The sequence below is a fragment of the Neisseria sp. 83E34 genome (assembly GCF_001308015.1).
In the GTDB taxonomy this organism is placed as follows: Bacteria; Pseudomonadota; Gammaproteobacteria; order Burkholderiales; family Neisseriaceae; genus Neisseria.
Genome location: NZ_LGYH01000004.1, coordinates 44,134 through 62,489, shown reverse-complemented (window position 1 = coordinate 62,489; position 18,356 = coordinate 44,134). Strand labels below are relative to the sequence as shown.

The following is an 18,356-nucleotide window of genomic DNA, read 5'->3' as shown; positions in this document are numbered from 1 at the left end:
GCGCAAATGCCTGTCTGAAAAGTTTTCAGACAGGCATTGCTTTTATTTGCAGCCATAGAATGCTAATATCGTGCAGTTAAAACGCGGCCGCAACCGCACAAAATATGGCAATCAACATATTTTTGACACAAGGCAGCAAGCCTACATGAATAAAACAATCAAGGAGAATCTTTAGTATGAGCAGCACCCTGCCCCGCCCCGAAGTTGACGAAAACGGCTTACTGGAATATTCCGTGGTTTATACCGACCGCGCATTGAACCACATGTCGCAAAAATTCCGCTCCGCGCTCAATCACATATCCGCCACACTCAAAAAAGTTTACCGCGCCCGACACGTTGCCGTGATTCCCGGCAGCGGCACCTCCGGCATGGAAGCCGTGGCACGCCAACTTGCGCGCGACGAAAAATGCTTGATTGTGCGCAATGGCTTTTTCAGCTTCCGTTGGACGCAGATTCTAGAAAAAGGCGCCTTCGCAGCCGACACCAAAGTGCTTACCGCTCGCCAGAAAGACGCGGCTCAAGCCCCGTTTTCACCCGTGCCGATTGACGAAGTGTGCGCTGAAATTGCCGCCTACAAACCCGCCATCGTATTTGCACCCCACGTTGAAACCGCCTCTGGCATCATGCTGCCTGACGACTACATTCAAAAACTGGCGGAAGCCACTCACGCAGTAGGCGGCCTGCTGGTAATCGACTGCATCGCATCGGGCTGCATCTGGCTGGATATGGAAAAACTCGGTATCGACATCTTGATTTCCGCCCCGCAAAAAGGCTGGAGCGGTTCGCCCGGCTGCGGTTTGGTCATGCTCAACCAAAAGGCTTACGATAAAGTGCAAACCACCGAATCCGACAGCTTCGCACTGGATTTGAAAAAATGGCTGCAAATCATGGAAGCCTTTGAAAACGGCGGCCACGCTTACCATGCCACCCCGCCTACCGATGCTTTGTTCCAACTCTACGAGGTGATGCAGGAAGCCGAAAACATCGGCTTTGAAAACCTGCGCGAAAAACAGCTTGAGCTGGGAAAAAAAGTCCGCACTCTGCTGGCAGAAAAAGGCTATCCGAGTGTTGCTGCACAAGGCTTTGAAGCACCCGGCGTAGTGGTAAGCTACACCACCGATCCCGATATCCAAAGCGGCAAAGCCTTCATCGGATACGGCCTTCAAATCGCATCCGGCGTGCCGCTGCAATGCGGCGAACGCAGCGACTTCCAAACCTTCCGCCTCGGCTTGTTTGGTTTAGACAAGCTGCAAAATGTCGAACGTACAGTTCAAACTTTCGCAGATGCTTTAAACAAACTTTAAATTTTTCATACACAAGGCCGCCCGAAACTCTGCTTTCGGGCGGCCTTTCAGTCTGATAAAATATGTGCTTGATATATTTTCAGACAAGCACATAAATAGCCATCCAATCCAATGCCTGTCTGAAACTTCGTAAGGCACACCATCATGAGCAAACTACAAAACGATAAACCTTTCGAGCGCCCCATACTCACCCCGCCGGGCGGCCACAAAAAAGTGCTGCTGCATTCTTGCTGCGCACCATGTTCCGGCGAAGTGATGGAAGCCATGCTCGCTTCAGGCATTGATTTCACCATTTATTTTTACAACCCGAATATCCATCCCAAAAAAGAATACGAAATTCGTAAAAACGAAAACATCGCCTTTGCAGAGAAACACGGTATACCCTTTATTGATGCGGATTATGACGTGGATAACTGGTTCGAACGCGCCAAAGGCATGGAAATGGATCCGGAACGCGGCCGCCGCTGTACCATGTGTTTCGATATGCGTTTCGAGCGTACCGCGCTTTATGCGCACGAACACGGATTTCCCGTAATTACCAGTTCGCTCGGCATTTCACGCTGGAAAAACATGAACCAAATCAACGATTGCGGCGTGCGCGCAGCAGAAAAATACCCCGATCTGGTTTACTGGGAATACAACTGGCGCAAAGGCGGCGGCAGCGCACGCATGATTGAAATCAGCAAACGCGAACATTTCTACCAACAAGAATATTGCGGCTGCGCTTATTCACTGCGTGACACCAACCACCACCGTAAATCCCAAGGCCGCGCTCCGATTAAAATCGGTGTGAAATATTACGGCGACGAAGAAACTGATGAATAGCTCTGCTTACAGCACAGCCTTTTGAAGAATGCCTGTCTGAAAAGTTTTCAGACAGGCATTTTCATCACTCAAGAACAATGGTAAATAGTTAGAATTATAGGAATGCCTGTCTGAATAAATTGATTTTTCAGACAGGCATCGCATCTGAGAAACCGACATTGGATACATTAGAGCGCATCCCATAATAAATCAACTTATAAACTATGCTTTAAACCACGCCCACTCTTAACCCAAAGATGACGATACTGCTCAAGTGGTTCAACTAATCTATATCACCTCAAAGCATTCTGCCAATTCCGCCGCTGTCCGCCCGCTTTCATACTATTTTCAAAATCCTCCAGCATGTCCAACTCAAATCGGCTGAAGCCCGCCCGCTCTCTTGCTTCTAAATTTACATAACCTCGAAAAATAAACATATCGTAACGCGCCAGCAAATTACGGAACAGCGCCACAGGTTCCAAACCCCGTTGCTCGCAAAGCCACACATACCAATGGTTGCCGATCTGCACATGCCCCACTTCATCACGGTAAATAATATCCAGCACCGCACAAGTTTCCTCGTCTCCCCGCTGCGCCACCTTAGCACGGATACCCGGTGTTACATCCAAACCCCTCGCCTCCAAAACCCTCGGCACCAAAGCCATACGCAACAACGGATCAAAAGCCGTTTTATAAGCCATGTCCCACAAATGGTTGTGCGCTTTAAAATCACCGTAATCAAAGCCGTGCGCACGAAGCCGATCGCGCATCAGCACAAAATGATAAGCTTCTTCTTTCGCCACACGCAGCCAGTCGGCGGTATATTGCGGTGGCACGCTGCGGAAGCGGTAAGCTGCGTCCAGCGCGAGGTTGATGGCATTAAATTCAATATGGCATACCGCATGCAGCATAGCAGCATAACCTTCCGGCGTGTTCATTTTGCGTTGTGTCACTTCAGACGGCGGCACCAGCTCCGGCTTTGCCGGATGCCCCGCCATACGAAAATCACACGGCGGCTCATCAGCCGAAGCTGTCAAACTGCCTGTCGCCCAAGCATCAAATGCTTCGTTGGTCAGTTTGCATTTTTCGTCGGCATCATTTGCTGAAAGCGCGGAATATAGAAGAGAATAAATGCTGTTCATCGCTGTATTATAGCGGATTTGCTTATTCTATCCGGCACTCAAGAGATTATTTGAAATACTGTTGTATTTAGCATAGGTAAAAGGGGTTTAAATTCAAGTTAAAGCAATTTTTATTGCCGCTTGAATTTTCAAGGGTTTTAATTTGAACCGCATCTTTACAATTAAACAATGCCCGTCTGAAAAGCGGCCAAACCCTTGTAAATTCTGCTGAATCGCTTAATATGCTTTGCCAAGCAAACAATAAAATTCATCCGAACAGAGAAAGGATACCCCCAATGAAAAAACTCTTTACCGCTGCCACTATTTTTAGCTTAAGCATCAGCGCAGCCCATGCGGGCGCAATTGATGCTTTGAAGCAGTTTAACAATGATTCCGACGGTATCAGCGGCAACTTCACCCAAACCGTGAAAAGCAAAAAGAAAACCCAATCCGCCAGCGGCTCTTTCCAAATCCGCCGCCCGGGTTTATTTCGTTGGGAATACACCAAACCTTACAAGCAAACCATCGTAGGTGACGGCAAAACCATTTGGTTATACGACATTGATTTAAAACAAGTTACCAAATCTAACCAAAACCAAACCATCGGCGACAGCCCGGCCGCCATCTTATCCAACAAAACCGCGCTTGAAAGCAGCTATGCTTTGAAAGAAGACGGTTCATCCGACGGCATTGATTATGTACTCGCCACGCCTAAAAAAAATAATGCCGGCTATCAATACATCCGAATCGGTTTCAAAGGCTCCGCTTTGAGCAATATGCAGCTTAAAGACAGCTTTGGCAATCAAACTACCATTCAATTCAGCAACTTAAACAACAAACCCTCTTTTTCGGGCAACACTTTCACCTTCACGCCGCCTAAAGGCGTAGATGTATTAAGCAACTGATTCAGTAAACAGAATGCCTGTCTGAAAACATTTCAGACAGGCATTTTGGTTTATAATCCCGCTTTTGTTCAATTTGCCGAAACACGCTTTGCTTTATGAAAACCGTAGAAAAAAATGTACTCGTTCTGCACTCGGCCGAACAGATGTTCGAACTGGTCGACCGCGTTGAAGATTATCCGGATTTCCTGCCTTGGTATGGCAAAACCGAAATCATCTCACGCGAAGGCAACGAATTAAAAGCCCGCCTGTTCATGGATTACAAAGGCGTTAAGCAATCTTTCGCTACCCATAACCACAACATTCCCGGACGCGAAATCCATATGGATTTGCTGGAAGGCCCGTTCAAAACTCTAAACGGCACATGGAAATTCATTCCGTTGGGCGATGATGCCTGCAAAATCGAATTTAAGCTGCAATATGATTTTTCCAACCCCTTGCTGGCCACCCTTATCAGCCCGGTTTTCCATCATTTGAGCGGCAAACTGGTAGATTCTTTTATCGAAGAAGCCAATCGCCGCCATGGATAAAATCACCATTGAAATCGTTTACGGCACCCCGCAACAACAGCATCTCCAACGCATGCAGGTTGATTCCGGCACAACTGCACGTCAAGCTGTGCTGCAAAGCGAAATAGCAGAAATCTTTCCCCAAGCTGATTTAACCAATGCGCCCTTGGGCATTTTCGGCAAAGAAGTAAAAGATGATACGGTTTTGCGTGATAAAGACCGTGTAGAAATTTACCGGCCATTGCAGATTGATCCGAAAGAAGCGCGTCGCTTGCGTGTTTCCGGCAAACAGGCCGTAAAAAATAGTGGAAAATAAAACCATTAACACAGGATAAAAGATGACCATCAAAATGATTGTCGGCCTGGGTAATCCGGGCAAAGAATACGAACATACCCGTCATAATGCGGGTTTTTGGCTGCTGGATGAGTTGGCTTGGGCATGGAAAGCCCAGTTTAAAGAAGAAAAAAAATTCTTCGGCGATGTCGCTCGTGTCAGCTTGCCGGAAAGTGGTGAAGTGTGGCTGCTGAAACCCAATACATTTATGAATCTCTCCGGCAAAGCCGTAGGCGCGCTTGCCCAATTTTATAAAATCAAACCAGATGAAATTTTAGTTGTACACGACGAACTGGATATCGCCTGTGGCCGCATCCGCTTCAAACTCGGCGGCGGCAATGGCGGGCACAACGGTTTGAAGGACATTCAAGCCAAACTCGGCACACCCGATTTTTACCGATTACGCTTGGGCATCGGCCATCCGGGAGACCGCAATCTCGTTACCGGCTATGTGCTAAACAAACCAAGCGGCGAAAACAAGCAATTGATTGATGAAGCTATCCATAAATCTATCAAAGGCCTGCCTTTGGTTATGTCTGACAATCTGGAAAAAGCTGTGCGCTTTCTACACAGCAGTTAAGCTTGATCGCTATAATTTAACTAATCACAAACACAATGCCTGTCTGAAAAAATTTTCAGACAGGCATTGTGCTTTAAGCAAAACCTTTATTAATCGTCAAACAAACCGTTTAAAGAAGAAGCTTTTTTATAATAAGGTAATCGGATATGAATGCGAAACACCGCATCGGTTTGCTCGGTTCTCGCCGTAGCATCGTTGTCATACATCAATGCCAACCGCTCTTTCAAATTTTTCAAAGCCATCGAATTGCCCTTGTGCGGCTTAATGTTTAATTCACTTTCTTGCGGCACATAAGGATTTTCAATGGTAATGTAGATCCAACGGTTTTTTAATTCCGTAATCACGGTAATGCAACCGGGACGGTGGGTTGACTCGATACCGTGGAATACCGCATTCTCAAGCAGCGGCTGCAACAACAAATGTGGCGTTTCGGCATCATTCGGCGCATTATGATGCCACATCACCTGCACCCGCGTAGGCCCCATGCGAATCTGCTCAATCGCCATATACTCCTGAGCCCATTCAATTTCCTGCCCAAGCGTACTGCTCTGACTGCCGTCGCGTAATTGTGCGCGGAATAAATTAGCCAAATTCTCCAGCAGCGTTTCCGCATCGTAAGGGCGCAAACGGATTAAACTGATAGCGGCGTTCAAACTGTTAAACAAAAAATGGGGACGAATGCGGGCAGTTAATGCAGTTAATCTTGCTTCCGCCAACGCCGGTTTCAACGACTGTCTTCTATTGGCTTCGTAAAACATCAGTGCGAACACAGTCATGTTGAACTGCCAAAAATGTACCCAAAAATTATCATGCGATTGAAAAAGTACATAATTTATCAAAACAAAAATCAGCAGATTACTAAGATAAGATATAACGACTTCCTGTTCTCTCGGCAACTTGCTGATATAGTCATACATCAGATAGCCTTTGAGCAGAATAGCCAGCAACGTCGGAGCCACCCAGTCAGTTAAGTCCAAAACCTGATCAAAATAAGGCCTGTCTGAAATGGTAATCAGAGGCAGAAACAAAACAGTCACGGCAATAGTCAGGATAATCCGAACCTGTGAGGCCAGATTCCGCATATTGGGCACCGCGAATTTTGACAGAAAGTGACGTATAATATTCGGCATGAGTTTGGCAGTCTGCTTCGTGACGTTTCTTTAATAATTCATCATTATGGAAGTAAAAATGAATAATAGCAAAACTTGGTCAGGTCGTTTTAACGAACCTGTGTCAGAATTAGTAAAAAAATACACCGGTTCAATTGATTTTGATAAAAGGCTCGCCAAATGGGACATCCAAGGCTCCTTAGCCCATGCCGAAATGCTTCGACAGGCAGGCGTTTTGAGCGATGAAGATGTAGCCAACATACAACAAGGCATGACTGAAATCCTTAATGAGATAAAAGCCGGCACGATGCCATGGTCGCTTGACCTTGAAGATGTCCATATGAATATTGAGCGGCGCCTGACCGATAAAATCGGTAACGCCGGAAAACGCCTGCACACCGGACGAAGCCGTAACGACCAAGTTGCAACCGATATCCGCCTTTGGCTTCGCGATGAAATCAGCGAAATCCGCTTGCTGATTCAAGCTTTACAATCTGCTTTGTTAGATTTGGCCGAAGCGCATACCGATACCGTGATGCCGGGTTTTACTCACTTGCAGGTGGCGCAACCGGTAAGTTTCGGCCATCATATGCTGGCTTACGTTGAAATGCTTGGGCGTGATGACGAACGTATGGCCGATTGCCGTAAACGGGTTAATCGCATGCCATTGGGTTCTGCCGCCCTAGCAGGGACTACCTACCCGATCAAACGCGAAATTACTGCACAACTCTTAGACTTTGAACAAATTTGCCAAAATTCACTTGATGCCGTATCTGACCGTGATTTTGCTATTGAATTCACAGCAGCAGCCTCTTTGCTGATGGTTCATTTGAGCCGTTTGAGTGAAGAATTGATTTTATGGATCAGCCCACGTTTCGGTTTTATTGATATTGCAGACCGTTTCTGTACTGGTTCTTCTATTATGCCGCAGAAAAAGAATCCGGATGTACCTGAGTTAGTAAGAGGGAAATCCGGGCGCGTAATCGGCCATCTTACTGCTCTGATTATGCTGATGAAATCGCAACCGCTTGCTTACAACAAAGACAATCAGGAAGACAAAGAACCTTTATTCGATACCGTAGATACTTTGGTTGACACCTTACGAATTTATGCAGATATGGTGCGAGGTATTACAGTTAAACCCGAAAATATGCGTGCCGCAGTGATGCAGGGATTTGCCACTGCCACAGATTTGGCCGATTATCTGGTAAAAAAAGGCATGCCGTTCCGCGACAGCCACGAAGTGGTGGCGCAAGCAGTGCGTCATGCGGACGAAAAGAATGTTGATTTGAGCGAATTGCCTCTAGACACGCTACAAAGCTTTTCTGCTCTGATAGCAGAAGATGTGTATGAAGTGCTCACACCGGAAGGCAGCCTGAATGCCCGCAATCATTTGGGAGGCACGGCGCCGGAGCAGGTTCTCTTTCAAATTGCCCGTTGGAGAAAATTACTGGCGAATTAATACCTATATGAAAACATCATAGAAAACTGCAAGCTTTATTTAAACAGCTTGCAGTTTTTCAGACAGGCACTCGACAACTTAACGACGTAACAACTGATCAGTCGCTCTCTGCGCTCTGACCTTAATATCTTCAGTCATATAAGCTTTCATTTGCGCATAGACCAAAGCAATCACTGCGATATCATCGGTAAAACCCAACGGACCTAATAAATCAGGAATACTATCGATCGGGCTAAAAAAATAGATTAATGCGCCTGCAATAATCAGCTTGGCACGCTTAGGCACGGCCGGTGATTTGTATAGAAAGTATAATGCATAGAGCTGCTTGACCGCTGGCCCGCCAAGCCGGGCTGCAAATCGCGCCAATTTTCTTAAAAAGCCAGGCTCATCAAGCTGGCGCCGACGAAATGAAGGGATAAAATCTTCCGGCTTTTTAGTGTGGTTCATTTACTATCCTCTGTATGATGTTGAACTTAAAATAATGTCTCTAAATAAGTAGCGTTTCAGACATTGAATTTCAAGTTTAAAATATTAACTTTATTAAAAATTCACATAGCCTTACATAATTATTTATAACCGAAAAACTTAATATTCAGCCAAAGCAACTAGTTGCAAATAATACTAAAGAAGCACGGCAATAAAAATTCAACATCATATTTTATGCTGATTTTTTTACCCTACTTATCCAACAAAATGCCTGTCTGAAAAGTTTTCAGACAGGCATTTTTTAATTTCTAAAAATTAATCGGAAAATTACAGCAAGTGAGCCACACCGGCTTTTTCTTCTTCCAATTCTTTAAGAGTAATGTCAATGCGTTCTTGGCTGAAACTGTCAATGTCCAAACCTTGAACGATTTTGTATTCGCCATTTTCACAAGTTACCGGGAAACCGAACATAGTGCCTTCAGGAATACCGTAAGAACCATCAGAAGGAATACCCATAGTCACCCATTTGCCGTTTGTGCCCAAAACCCAATCACGGATGTGGTCGATAGCGGCATTCGCAGCAGAAGCTGCGGAAGATAATCCGCGCGCTTCAATAATTGCGGCACCACGTTTGCCCACGGTAGGCAGGAACACTTCTGCATTCCAAACTTGATCGTTAATCATGTCTTTCACGCTCTCACCATTGATAGTGGCAAAGCGATAATCTGCGTACATGGTTGGAGAGTGGTTACCCCATACACACAGTTTCTCAATATCTTTAACTGATTTGCCGGTTTTCTCAGCAATTTGGCTGGCTGCACGGTTATGATCCAAGCGCAGCATTGCAGTAAAGTTTTTCGCAGGCAGATCAGGAGCGGATTTCATAGCAATATAAGCATTGGTATTCGCAGGATTACCCACTACCAAAACTTTCACATCACGGCTGGCAACTTTATTCAATGCAGCACCTTGAACAGTGAAAATCTCTGCATTGGCCTGCAACAAATCAGCACGTTCCATACCTTTGCTTCTCGGACGCGCGCCCACCAAAATAGCGATATCCGCATCTTTAAACGCCACTTCCGGATCATCAGAAGCCACCATACCTTCCAGCAGAGGGAATGCACAATCTTGCAGCTCCATCATCACACCCTTAACCGCATTTTGTGCTTGCGGCAAATCCAGCAGCTGCAAAATTACTGGCTGGTCTTTACCCAACATCTCGCCACTAGCAATGCGGAACAACAAGCTGTAACCAATCTGGCCAGCAGCACCAGTAACGGCGACACGAACGGCTTTTTTCATTTAAAACTCTCCTGAGTAAATATTGTTTATTTTGAAAGGCACAAAGCTCAAAACCATAAGCTCTGTCATATGTTAATGGTAATTATGTCAATAGATAAAGAAATTTTAAGCAGCAATCACAATCCGCCGCAGCTGAAATAGTTAAGCCAACATCCAATTTCCATTTCATTTTGACGATAACGAATGACCAACGTTGAAACGTACAGCCTATCCGACATTGTGTATCATACCAATAAATGTAGGGACTTGTAATTTAATTTTTAACAAAATTATTCAAACACCTTCCAACACATCATCTACAAACAGCTGATAAAGAGTAACATTATGCCGAATAAACACATCCACAAAATCCATCTGCCCAATTGCTTAAATTTTGCTCAAAATCTTGTAAATTATTATGCTCATTAAGCTTTTTTTTCATTCAGTAAGATAACAACATTAAGTTTTTAATGCTGTTGGTAAATTTCATAAAATTATTTACCAAAAAAGACTACACAATCTCACTTAAACAGAGTAAATTACGCCTCAACGTAGTTTATTGTAATTTTCCGGTTGCTGTGAAACTGCGTGGCTTTGAGTGTGTTGAGTATTAATTGATTAAGAGGAATTGAGATGCAGACGAAAAAACGACCTGTGTTTCTGGATTTACAGCAAATCAAGCTGCCAATTCCAGGGATTGTTTCGATTTTGCACCGGATCAGCGGCGTTATTCTGTTTATTATGTTGCCGATTCTACTGGCATTATTAAGCGGTTCATTAAGCAACGGAGAAACCTTTGAAACTTATAAGGCATTTGCCGATAATTTCTTTGTTAAGCTTATTCTAATCGGTGTATTGTGGGCCTTAATGCATCATTTGATCTCAGGTGTTCGCTTCTTATTATTGGATGCCCACAAAGGCCTAGAGCTTCAAACCGCCCGCAAAACGGCTCGAATCGCACTCTATTCAGGCATTGCGTCTGCTTCGGTATTGGGGGTTGCATTATGGTAAACCGTAAATTAGCCGGAGCTCATTACGGCCTGCGCGATTGGGCAATGCAGCGTATTACCGCTGTAGTGATGTTGGTTTATACCGTCATCTTTTTCTTTTTTCTATTGAGTATGTTTGGTGCTGATGACTACACCGAATGGCAACAGTTTTTTGGCAAAACTTGGGTTAAAGTCTTTACCCAAACCACTTTTATTGCAGTGTTTTTACATGCATGGGTAGGTATCCGCGACCTTTGGATGGACTATATCAAACCGTTTGGTCTGCGCCTGTTCCTACAATCTGCAACCATCGTTTGGTTGGTGGGCTGCGCCGTTTATTCAATTAAAGTGATTTGGGGTTAATGATGACTTTTCCTGTACGCAAATTTGATGCCGTTATTGTAGGCGGCGGCGGTGCTGGTTTACGCGCAGCACTTCAATTATCCAAAGCCGGTTTAAATACCGCTGTTTTATCAAAAGTATTCCCGACTCGTTCACATACTGTTGCTGCACAAGGCGGTATTTCTGCTTCACTGGGTAATGTGCAAGAAGATCGTTGGGATTGGCATATGTACGACACAGTTAAAGGTTCTGACTGGTTGGGAGACCAAGACGCCATCGAATTTATGTGTCGCCGCGCTCCTGAAGCCGTAATTGAATTAGAACATATGGGCATGCCTTTTGACCGCGTAGAAAGCGGCAAAATTTACCAACGCCCTTTCGGCGGTCATACTGCCGAACATGGGAAACGTGCCGTTGAACGCGCTTGTGCCGTAGCTGACCGCACAGGTCATGCCATGTTGCATACCCTCTATCAGCAAAATGTACGTGCCAATACCCAATTCTTCGTTGAGTGGACTGCTCTTGATCTGATTCGTGATGAAAACGGGGGTGTTGTGGGCGTAACCGTAATGGAAATGGAAACCGGTGACGTATATATTTTCCACGCAAAAGCCGTATTATTTGCTACCGGTGGCGCGGGACGTATTTACGCTTCATCAACCAATGCCTTTATGAATACAGGTGACGGCTTAGGTATTTGCGCACGTGCCGGCATTCCCCTTGAAGATATGGAATTCTGGCAATTCCACCCTACAGGTGTGGCCGGAGCCGGCGTATTGATTACAGAAGGCGTTCGCGGCGAAGGCGGCATTCTTCTGAACTGTGACGGCGAACGCTTTATGGAACGCTATGCGCCAACCGTAAAAGACTTGGCTTCACGTGACGTCGTATCCCGTGCTATGGCTATGGAGATTTACGAAGGCCGCGGTTGCGGTAAAAACAAAGACCACGTTCTTCTGAAAATTGATCACATTGGTGCTGAAAAAATTATGGAAAAATTGCCTGGAATCCGTGAAATTTCCATCCAATTCGCAGGCATCGATCCAATTAAAGATCCGATTCCCGTTGTTCCTACCACGCATTATATGATGGGCGGTATTCCCACCAACTATTTAGGTGAAGTAGTTGTTCCAGAAAACGGCAATCCTGAAGTTGTTGTGAAAGGCTTATACGCAGCTGGCGAATGTGCTTGTGCATCCGTACACGGCGCTAACCGTTTAGGAACCAACTCCTTGTTGGACTTGGTAGTATTCGGCAAGTCTGCCGGTGACAGCATGATTGAATTCATTAATACTCAATCAGATTGGAAGCCTCTACCAAACAATGCTGGCGAATTTACCAAACAACGTTTGGATCGTTTGAATAATCAATCCGGCGGTGAAAACGTTGATGAATTACGCCGTGAACTCCAACGCACTGTGCAGTTGCACGCGGGCGTTTTCCGTACCGATGCAATTCTGAAAGAAGGCGTAGACAAAGTTTTGGATCTGTATGAACGCTGTAAGAACACAGAAATCAAAGATAAAAGCCAAGTTTGGAACACAGCCCGAATCGAAGCTTTGGAGCTGGACAATCTGATGGAAGTAGCCAAGGCTACATTGATCTCAGCAGAAGCCCGCAAAGAATCACGAGGCGCACACGCATCTGATGACCACCCTGAACGCGATGACGAAAACTGGATGAAACACACTCTGTTTTATTCAGCAGACAACAGCCTTCATTACAAACCGGTTCACACCAAACCACTTACCGTAGATTATATCGAGCCGGCTAAACGCGTTTACTAAGGAACACACAACATGGAAAAAGTACGTTTCAAAGTGTACCGCTATAATCCTGATGTGGATGCCAAGCCGTACATGAAAGATTATGAGATTGAAATTGAACCGACCGACGTTAAACTGTTAGATGCGATGGTGAAAATCAAAGCTCAAGATGACAGTTTTTCTTTCCGTCGCTCGTGCCGCGAAGGTATTTGCGGCTCAGATGGCATGAACATTAACGGTAAAAATGGTTTGGCCTGTTTAACGGATATTCGTAGCCTGCCGCAACCTATCATACTGCGCCCGTTGCCTGGTTTGCCTGTGATTCGTGATTTGATTGTGGATATGACTCAATTCTTCAAACAATATCACTCTATCAAACCATATGTAGTGAATGATACTCCGGCACCTGAGCGTGAACGTTTACAATCTCAGGAAGACCGTAAAGAATTGGACGGTCTGTATGAATGTATTCTCTGCGCTTGCTGCTCAACTGCCTGCCCCTCTTTTTGGTGGAACCCTGACAAATTTGTCGGTCCTTCAGGCTTGTTAAACGCTTATCGTTTTATCGCTGATAGCCGTGACACTATTACCAATGAGCGTTTGGATAATTTGAATGATCCATATCGGTTGTTCCGTTGCCACACAATTATGAATTGTGTAGATGTTTGTCCGAAGCATCTCAACCCGACACGTGCTATCGGTAAGATTAAAGAAATAATGTTGAAACGAGCCATCTAAATATGGTAACTTTTGACGAATCTGCGAAACGGCGCATCCGTTTCCTCACACGCCGTGGACTGCTTGAGCTAGATATCTTGCTCGGGCGGTTCATGGAAACAGAATTCCAGCACTTAAGTGATGAAGAACTTGTGATATTTGTGGAAATCTTAGATTTGCCAGACCAAGAATTTTTAGCTTTGGTTAATCAAAAAGAGCAAACAGATCGCGATGATTTCAAACTGATTCTGGAAAAAATCAGAAATGCTTGATTTGGCATATATAAACAAATTATATATTTATATATACCCAAGCGGCTTTCTGAGGTTTCAACAAAACCCGAACATAAGAATAAAGGAGTTAAGAGATGTCTAAAACCGTTAAAGTACAAATTGAAGGAAAAGAAACCTTAGAGTTACCAGTATTGCAAGGTACTTTAGGGCATGATGTAGTAGACATCAGAACCTTCACAAAAGGTTCAAATATGTTTACTTTTGACCCCGGCTTTGTATCTACTGCAAGCTGTGAGTCGAAAATCACCTTCATCGACGGAGAAAAAGGTCAACTCTATTACCGTGGCTATCCCATTGAGCAACTCGCTGAACATAGCGATTACCTCGAAACCTGCTATCTACTGATTTACGGCGAACTTCCAACTGCAGAACAAAAAGAGAAGTTCGTTAACACAGTAACAAAACATACCATGGTACATGAACAATTAACTTGGTTCTTCCGTGGCTTCCGTCGTGATGCACACCCGATGGCTATGATGGTTGGTGTAGTGGGCGCATTGTCTGCTTTCTACCAAGACAGCTTGGAAATTTCTGACCCAGAACACCGAAAAATTGCAATCTATCGATTGATTTCCAAGATTCCAACAATCGCTGCGATGTGCTACCGTTATTCAAACGGTTTACCTTTTAACTATCCTCGCAATGACTTGTCTTATACTGCTAATTTCATGTATATGACATTCGCTACTCCTTGTGAATCTTACGAGCCCAATCCTGTTTTAGTAAGAGCTTTGGATCGCATCTTTATTCTGCACGCAGACCATGAGCAAAACGCCTCTACTTCTACTGTACGCTTAGCTGGTTCATCTGGTGCCAATCCATTTGCATGTATTGCTGCCGGCATCGCAAGCTTGTGGGGACCTGCTCACGGCGGAGCCAACGAAGCCGTGCTGAAAATGCTTGATGAAATCGGCGATGTATCTAATGTGGCTGCTTTCATGGAAGGTGTGAAAGAGCGTAAATACCGTTTAATGGGTTTCGGCCATCGTGTATATCGCAATATGGATCCACGAGCTAGCATTATGCGCGAAACTTGTTATGAAGTTTTGAAAGAACTTGGCTTAGAGAATGATCCGAAGTTCAAGTTGGCTATGGAATTAGAGAAAATCGCTCTGAATGATCCGTTCTTCATTGAGCGTAAACTCTATCCGAACGTAGACTTCTATTCTGGTATCGTACTGTCTGCTTTAGGTATCCCGGTATCCATGTTTACTGTAATCTTTGCTTTGGCTCGTACCGTAGGCTGGATTTCACACTGGCATGAAATGATTAGCGACCCGAACCAAAAAATCGGTCGTCCACGCCAACTTTACACAGGTTCGGCTCGTCGTGACTTCGTTCCAGTAGACAAACGTTAATATTTTACTGATAAGTTTTCAGACAGGCACTTTTGAATCATCAATGCCTGTCTGAAAACTAAACTATATTTGACATCAAAATACACTCAAAAACTTTAGCAGCGTATCGCATTCACACACTTACCATTCACCCTAACGAATAAACCAATTTTTAGATTTATTCTAATTTTTTCACTTTCAATGCAAAGACATAGCTATGATGGATGAACAACAAAGTTTTTCATATCTGTTTGGTTCCAATGCTCCCTATATTGAAGAGCTTTATGAGAACTATCTGAACGATCCGGATTCCGTTAACGATCATTGGAAGCAATATTTCTCTCAACTGGCAGCCCAACCCGGTGCAGTTGAACGTGATGTTGCCCACCGACCGATTCAGGAGTCTTTCGCTAATTTGGCAAAACAAAAAGCCACTGCAGCCATTACTGGCGGCTTGGATGAAACTCTGCTAAAAAAACAAGTTGGTGTATTACGTTTGATGTCTGCCTACCGTATTCAAGGTGTAGGTGCTGCGCAACTTGACCCACTCAATCGCATGCCACCTCGCAATCTTGATGCACTCGACCCAAAATTTCACGGTTTAAGCGATGCCGATATGGCTGTACGCTTTAGCGTTGGAGAAGGTGATTTCTCTGGCGACGATAAAATGACTTTGTCTGATATCGTCAGCAAACTGAAGCAAACCTATTGCGGGCATATCGGTGTGGAATATATGTATATTGCCAACACAGAAGAGCGCCGCTGGATCCGCAATTATTTTGAAGGAACACTATCTACTCCTTCTTTTAATACCGAACAAAAACGCTATATTCTAAAACAGGTTACTGCTGCTGAAACTTTGGAGCGCTACCTACATACTAAATATGTCGGTCAAAAACGCTTTTCTGTTGAAGGTGGCGAAAGCTCAATCGCCGGTTTAAATTATTTAATTCAAAATGCAGGTAAAGATGGCGTAGAAGAAGTCATTATCGGCATGGCTCACCGTGGCCGTTTAAATGTATTGGTTAATACCTTAGGTAAAAAACCAAGCGACTTATTTGCAGAATTCGAAGGCAAAGCTGCAATTACATTGCCGAGCGGTGACGTGAAATACCACATGGGTTTTAGCTCCGACATTGCCACACAAAACGGCCCTATGCATGTTTCACTCGCATTCAACCCTTCCCACTTGGAAATTGTAAATCCGGTAGTAGAAGGTTCAACACGCGCAAAACAACGTCGTCGCGGCGAAAACGGTCAAGAACAAGTTCTTCCTGTTTTGATTCATGGTGACTCTGCATTTATCGGTCTGGGTGTCAACCAAGCAACATTCAACCTTTCTAAAACCCGTGGTTATACCACAGGTGGTACTATCCATTTGGTTATCAACAACCAGATCGGCTTTACCACATCAGACACACGAGATGTGCGCTCTACCGTTTATTGTACGGATATCGCAAAAATGGTGGAAGCACCAGTATTCCATGTAAACGGAGATGATCCCGAAGCAGTGTGTTTCGTTGTACAGGCTGCTTTAGACTACCGAAAACAATTCAAAAAAGATGTCGTTATTGATTTAGTATGTTATCGTAAACTTGGTCACAATGAAGGCGATGACCCGACATTAACCCAACCGATGATGTATAAAAAAGTTAGCCAGCATCCAGGCACTCGTGCTTTATATGCAGATAAGCTGATTAATGAAGGCGTTGTAACTAAAGAAGAAGCAGAAAGCTATATTCAAACATACCGCGATGCCTTGGATAAAGGCGAGCACGTGGAGCAAACCCGTTTGACCGACTACGAAAGCAAACACCGTATTGATTGGTCTAAATACCAAAGCAAAGATTGGCGCGAAAAAGTTGAAAGTGGTTTACCTGCAGCCGATATTAAACGCTTAGCGGATAAATTTACTGAAATACCTGACAATTTTGCTTTGCACAACACCATTAAACGAGTTATCGATTCCCGTAAAGCCATGGCTTCCGGCGAGCAACCGATCGATTGGGGTATGGCTGAAACTTTAGCTTACGCAAGTTTGGTTACTAATGGTATCGGTGTCCGTATTTCAGGAGAAGACTCCGGCCGAGGTACATTCTCTCACCGCCATGCAGTATTCCACGATCAAAATCGTGAAAAGTCAGATGGCGGCACATACATTCCTCTGCGCAATATGAGTGAAGGTCAAGCAAGTTTTTCCGTTATTGATTCCATTCTTAACGAAGAAGCAGTAATGGCCTACGAGTACGGCTACGCATGTTCTGCACCTAATAAACTTGTTATTTGGGAAGCTCAGTTCGGTGACTTTGCCAATGGCGCACAAGTGGTTATTGATCAATTTATTTCTTCAGGCGAAACCAAGTGGGGACGTTTGTGCGGCTTAACGACCATTCTGCCACACGGCTACGACGGACAAGGCCCGGAGCACTCATCTGCACGTTTAGAGCGCTGGCTACAACTATGCTCAGAAGAAAACATGCAAATTGTTATGCTTTCAGAAGCCTCTCAAATGTTCCATGTTTTGAGACGCCAATCTTTAAGATCGCTTCGCAGACCGCTTGTAATCTTTATGTCTAAACGCTTACTGCGCTTTAAAGATTCAATGAGCCCGCTTGAAAACTTTACCGAAAGCTCTGAATTCCGCCCACTTATCGGCGATATGGTTCAACGTAAAAACAATAACAGCGTGAAGCGAATCATTCTGTGCGCAGGTCAAGTGTATTATGACTTGGCCGCTGCCCGAGAAGAGCGTAAATTGCTTGATGATATTGCCATCGTTCGTGTTGAGCAGCTTTATCCGTTCCCATATGAAGAAATTCAAGCTGAACTGGCTAAGTATCCGAATGCAAAAGAAGTTATGTGGGCACAGGAAGAACCCCGCAACCAAGGGGCCTTCCACCAAATTCGCCACCGCATTGAACGTGTATTAAATGCTTCACAAAAACTATCTTATGCAGGCCGACCGACCAGCGCCTCACCAGCTGTTGGTTATATGAGCAAGCACGTTGCCCAACTTAAACAGTTGGTTGATGATGCAATGAACCTGAATTGATCTTACAAATGCCTGTCTGAAAAAC

18 protein-coding genes are annotated in these 18,356 nt (G+C 44.7%); 14 read left to right on the top strand and 4 right to left on the bottom strand.

Annotation, left to right across the window (positions count from 1 at the left end):
- The first annotated feature begins 176 nt into the window (after positions 1-176).
- Both AKG09_RS05110 and AKG09_RS05105 read left to right on the top strand, forming a co-directional pair.
- On the top strand, positions 177-1,304 hold the full coding sequence (locus tag AKG09_RS05110; RefSeq protein WP_054618397.1) for an aminotransferase class V-fold PLP-dependent enzyme: 1,128 nt from the start codon (positions 177-179) through the stop codon (positions 1,302-1,304).
- 144 nt (positions 1,305-1,448) lie between these two features.
- Positions 1,449-2,129, top strand: a complete 681-nt coding sequence (locus tag AKG09_RS05105) for an epoxyqueuosine reductase QueH (protein ID WP_054618396.1) — start codon at positions 1,449-1,451, stop codon at positions 2,127-2,129.
- Positions 2,130-2,401: 272 nt separating this feature from the next.
- Here the strand turns inward: AKG09_RS05105 and AKG09_RS05100 are convergent, their stop codons facing one another.
- Positions 2,402-3,250 (bottom strand): ferritin-like domain-containing protein, encoded by an 849-nt coding sequence (locus tag AKG09_RS05100; RefSeq protein ID WP_054618395.1) that lies wholly within the window; start codon positions 3,248-3,250, stop codon positions 2,402-2,404.
- A gap of 275 nt (positions 3,251-3,525) precedes the next feature.
- On the opposite strand from AKG09_RS05100, the gene lolA reads away from it, so the two are divergent.
- The 4 genes from lolA (at position 3,526) to pth (ending at position 5,554) form a co-directional block, all read left to right on the top strand.
- On the top strand, positions 3,526-4,134 hold the full coding sequence (gene lolA / locus AKG09_RS05095) for an outer membrane lipoprotein chaperone LolA (RefSeq protein ID WP_054618394.1): 609 nt from the start codon (positions 3,526-3,528) through the stop codon (positions 4,132-4,134).
- A 95-nt stretch (positions 4,135-4,229) separates the two neighbouring features.
- Entirely contained in the window at positions 4,230-4,661 is a 432-nt protein-coding gene (locus AKG09_RS05090) for a type II toxin-antitoxin system RatA family toxin (RefSeq protein WP_054618393.1), read from the top strand.
- Positions 4,654-4,956: an RnfH family protein gene (locus AKG09_RS05085; RefSeq protein ID WP_054618392.1), complete on the top strand. Its 303-nt coding sequence runs from the start codon at positions 4,654-4,656 to the stop codon at positions 4,954-4,956. Before AKG09_RS05090 ends, AKG09_RS05085 begins: the two co-directional genes overlap by 8 nt.
- A 22-nt stretch (positions 4,957-4,978) precedes the next feature.
- Positions 4,979-5,554 (top strand): aminoacyl-tRNA hydrolase, encoded by a 576-nt coding sequence (pth, locus tag AKG09_RS05080; protein WP_054618391.1) that lies wholly within the window; start codon positions 4,979-4,981, stop codon positions 5,552-5,554.
- Positions 5,555-5,643: 89 nt separating this feature from the next.
- On the opposite strand, the gene AKG09_RS05075 is transcribed toward pth, so the two are convergent.
- On the bottom strand, positions 5,644-6,684 hold the full coding sequence (locus AKG09_RS05075) for a sensor histidine kinase (protein ID WP_054618390.1): 1,041 nt from the start codon (positions 6,682-6,684) through the stop codon (positions 5,644-5,646).
- 58 nt (positions 6,685-6,742) lie between these two features.
- Between AKG09_RS05075 and argH the strand changes: the two genes are divergently transcribed.
- Positions 6,743-8,125 (top strand): argininosuccinate lyase, encoded by a 1,383-nt coding sequence (gene argH / locus AKG09_RS05070; protein WP_054618389.1) that lies wholly within the window; start codon positions 6,743-6,745, stop codon positions 8,123-8,125.
- 78 nt (positions 8,126-8,203) lie between these two features.
- On the opposite strand, the gene AKG09_RS05065 is transcribed toward argH, so the two are convergent.
- Together AKG09_RS05065 and AKG09_RS05060 are read right to left on the bottom strand one after the other, a co-directional pair.
- Positions 8,204-8,572, bottom strand: coding sequence for a YkvA family protein (locus tag AKG09_RS05065; protein ID WP_009116978.1), 369 nt, complete (start codon positions 8,570-8,572; stop codon positions 8,204-8,206).
- Between the two features lie 306 nt (positions 8,573-8,878).
- Entirely contained in the window at positions 8,879-9,856 is a 978-nt protein-coding gene (locus AKG09_RS05060; RefSeq protein WP_054618388.1) for a malate dehydrogenase, read from the bottom strand.
- Between the two features lie 612 nt (positions 9,857-10,468).
- On the opposite strand from AKG09_RS05060, the gene sdhC reads away from it, so the two are divergent.
- The 7 genes from sdhC (at position 10,469) to AKG09_RS05025 (ending at position 18,331) form a co-directional block, all read left to right on the top strand.
- Complete coding sequence (sdhC, locus tag AKG09_RS05055; RefSeq protein ID WP_054618387.1) at positions 10,469-10,846, top strand: succinate dehydrogenase, cytochrome b556 subunit; 378 nt, start codon at positions 10,469-10,471, stop codon at positions 10,844-10,846.
- Entirely contained in the window at positions 10,840-11,187 is a 348-nt protein-coding gene (gene sdhD, locus AKG09_RS05050; RefSeq protein WP_054618386.1) for a succinate dehydrogenase, hydrophobic membrane anchor protein, read from the top strand. Before sdhC ends, sdhD begins: the two co-directional genes overlap by 7 nt.
- A 2-nt stretch (positions 11,188-11,189) precedes the next feature.
- Positions 11,190-12,953: a succinate dehydrogenase flavoprotein subunit gene (gene sdhA / locus AKG09_RS05045; protein WP_054618530.1), complete on the top strand. Its 1,764-nt coding sequence runs from the start codon at positions 11,190-11,192 to the stop codon at positions 12,951-12,953.
- 12 nt (positions 12,954-12,965) lie between these two features.
- Positions 12,966-13,670 carry a succinate dehydrogenase iron-sulfur subunit gene (locus tag AKG09_RS05040; RefSeq protein WP_054618385.1) on the top strand — a complete coding sequence of 235 codons (705 nt, stop codon included), beginning with the start codon at positions 12,966-12,968 and terminating at the stop codon, positions 13,668-13,670.
- A 2-nt stretch (positions 13,671-13,672) separates the two neighbouring features.
- On the top strand, positions 13,673-13,921 hold the full coding sequence (locus tag AKG09_RS05035) for a succinate dehydrogenase assembly factor 2 (RefSeq protein WP_009116986.1): 249 nt from the start codon (positions 13,673-13,675) through the stop codon (positions 13,919-13,921).
- Positions 13,922-14,016: 95 nt separating this feature from the next.
- Positions 14,017-15,300: a citrate synthase gene (gene gltA / locus AKG09_RS05030; protein ID WP_054618384.1), complete on the top strand. Its 1,284-nt coding sequence runs from the start codon at positions 14,017-14,019 to the stop codon at positions 15,298-15,300.
- A gap of 196 nt (positions 15,301-15,496) precedes the next feature.
- Positions 15,497-18,331: a 2-oxoglutarate dehydrogenase E1 component gene (locus AKG09_RS05025; RefSeq protein WP_054618383.1), complete on the top strand. Its 2,835-nt coding sequence runs from the start codon at positions 15,497-15,499 to the stop codon at positions 18,329-18,331.
- Positions 18,332-18,356 lie beyond the last annotated feature (25 nt).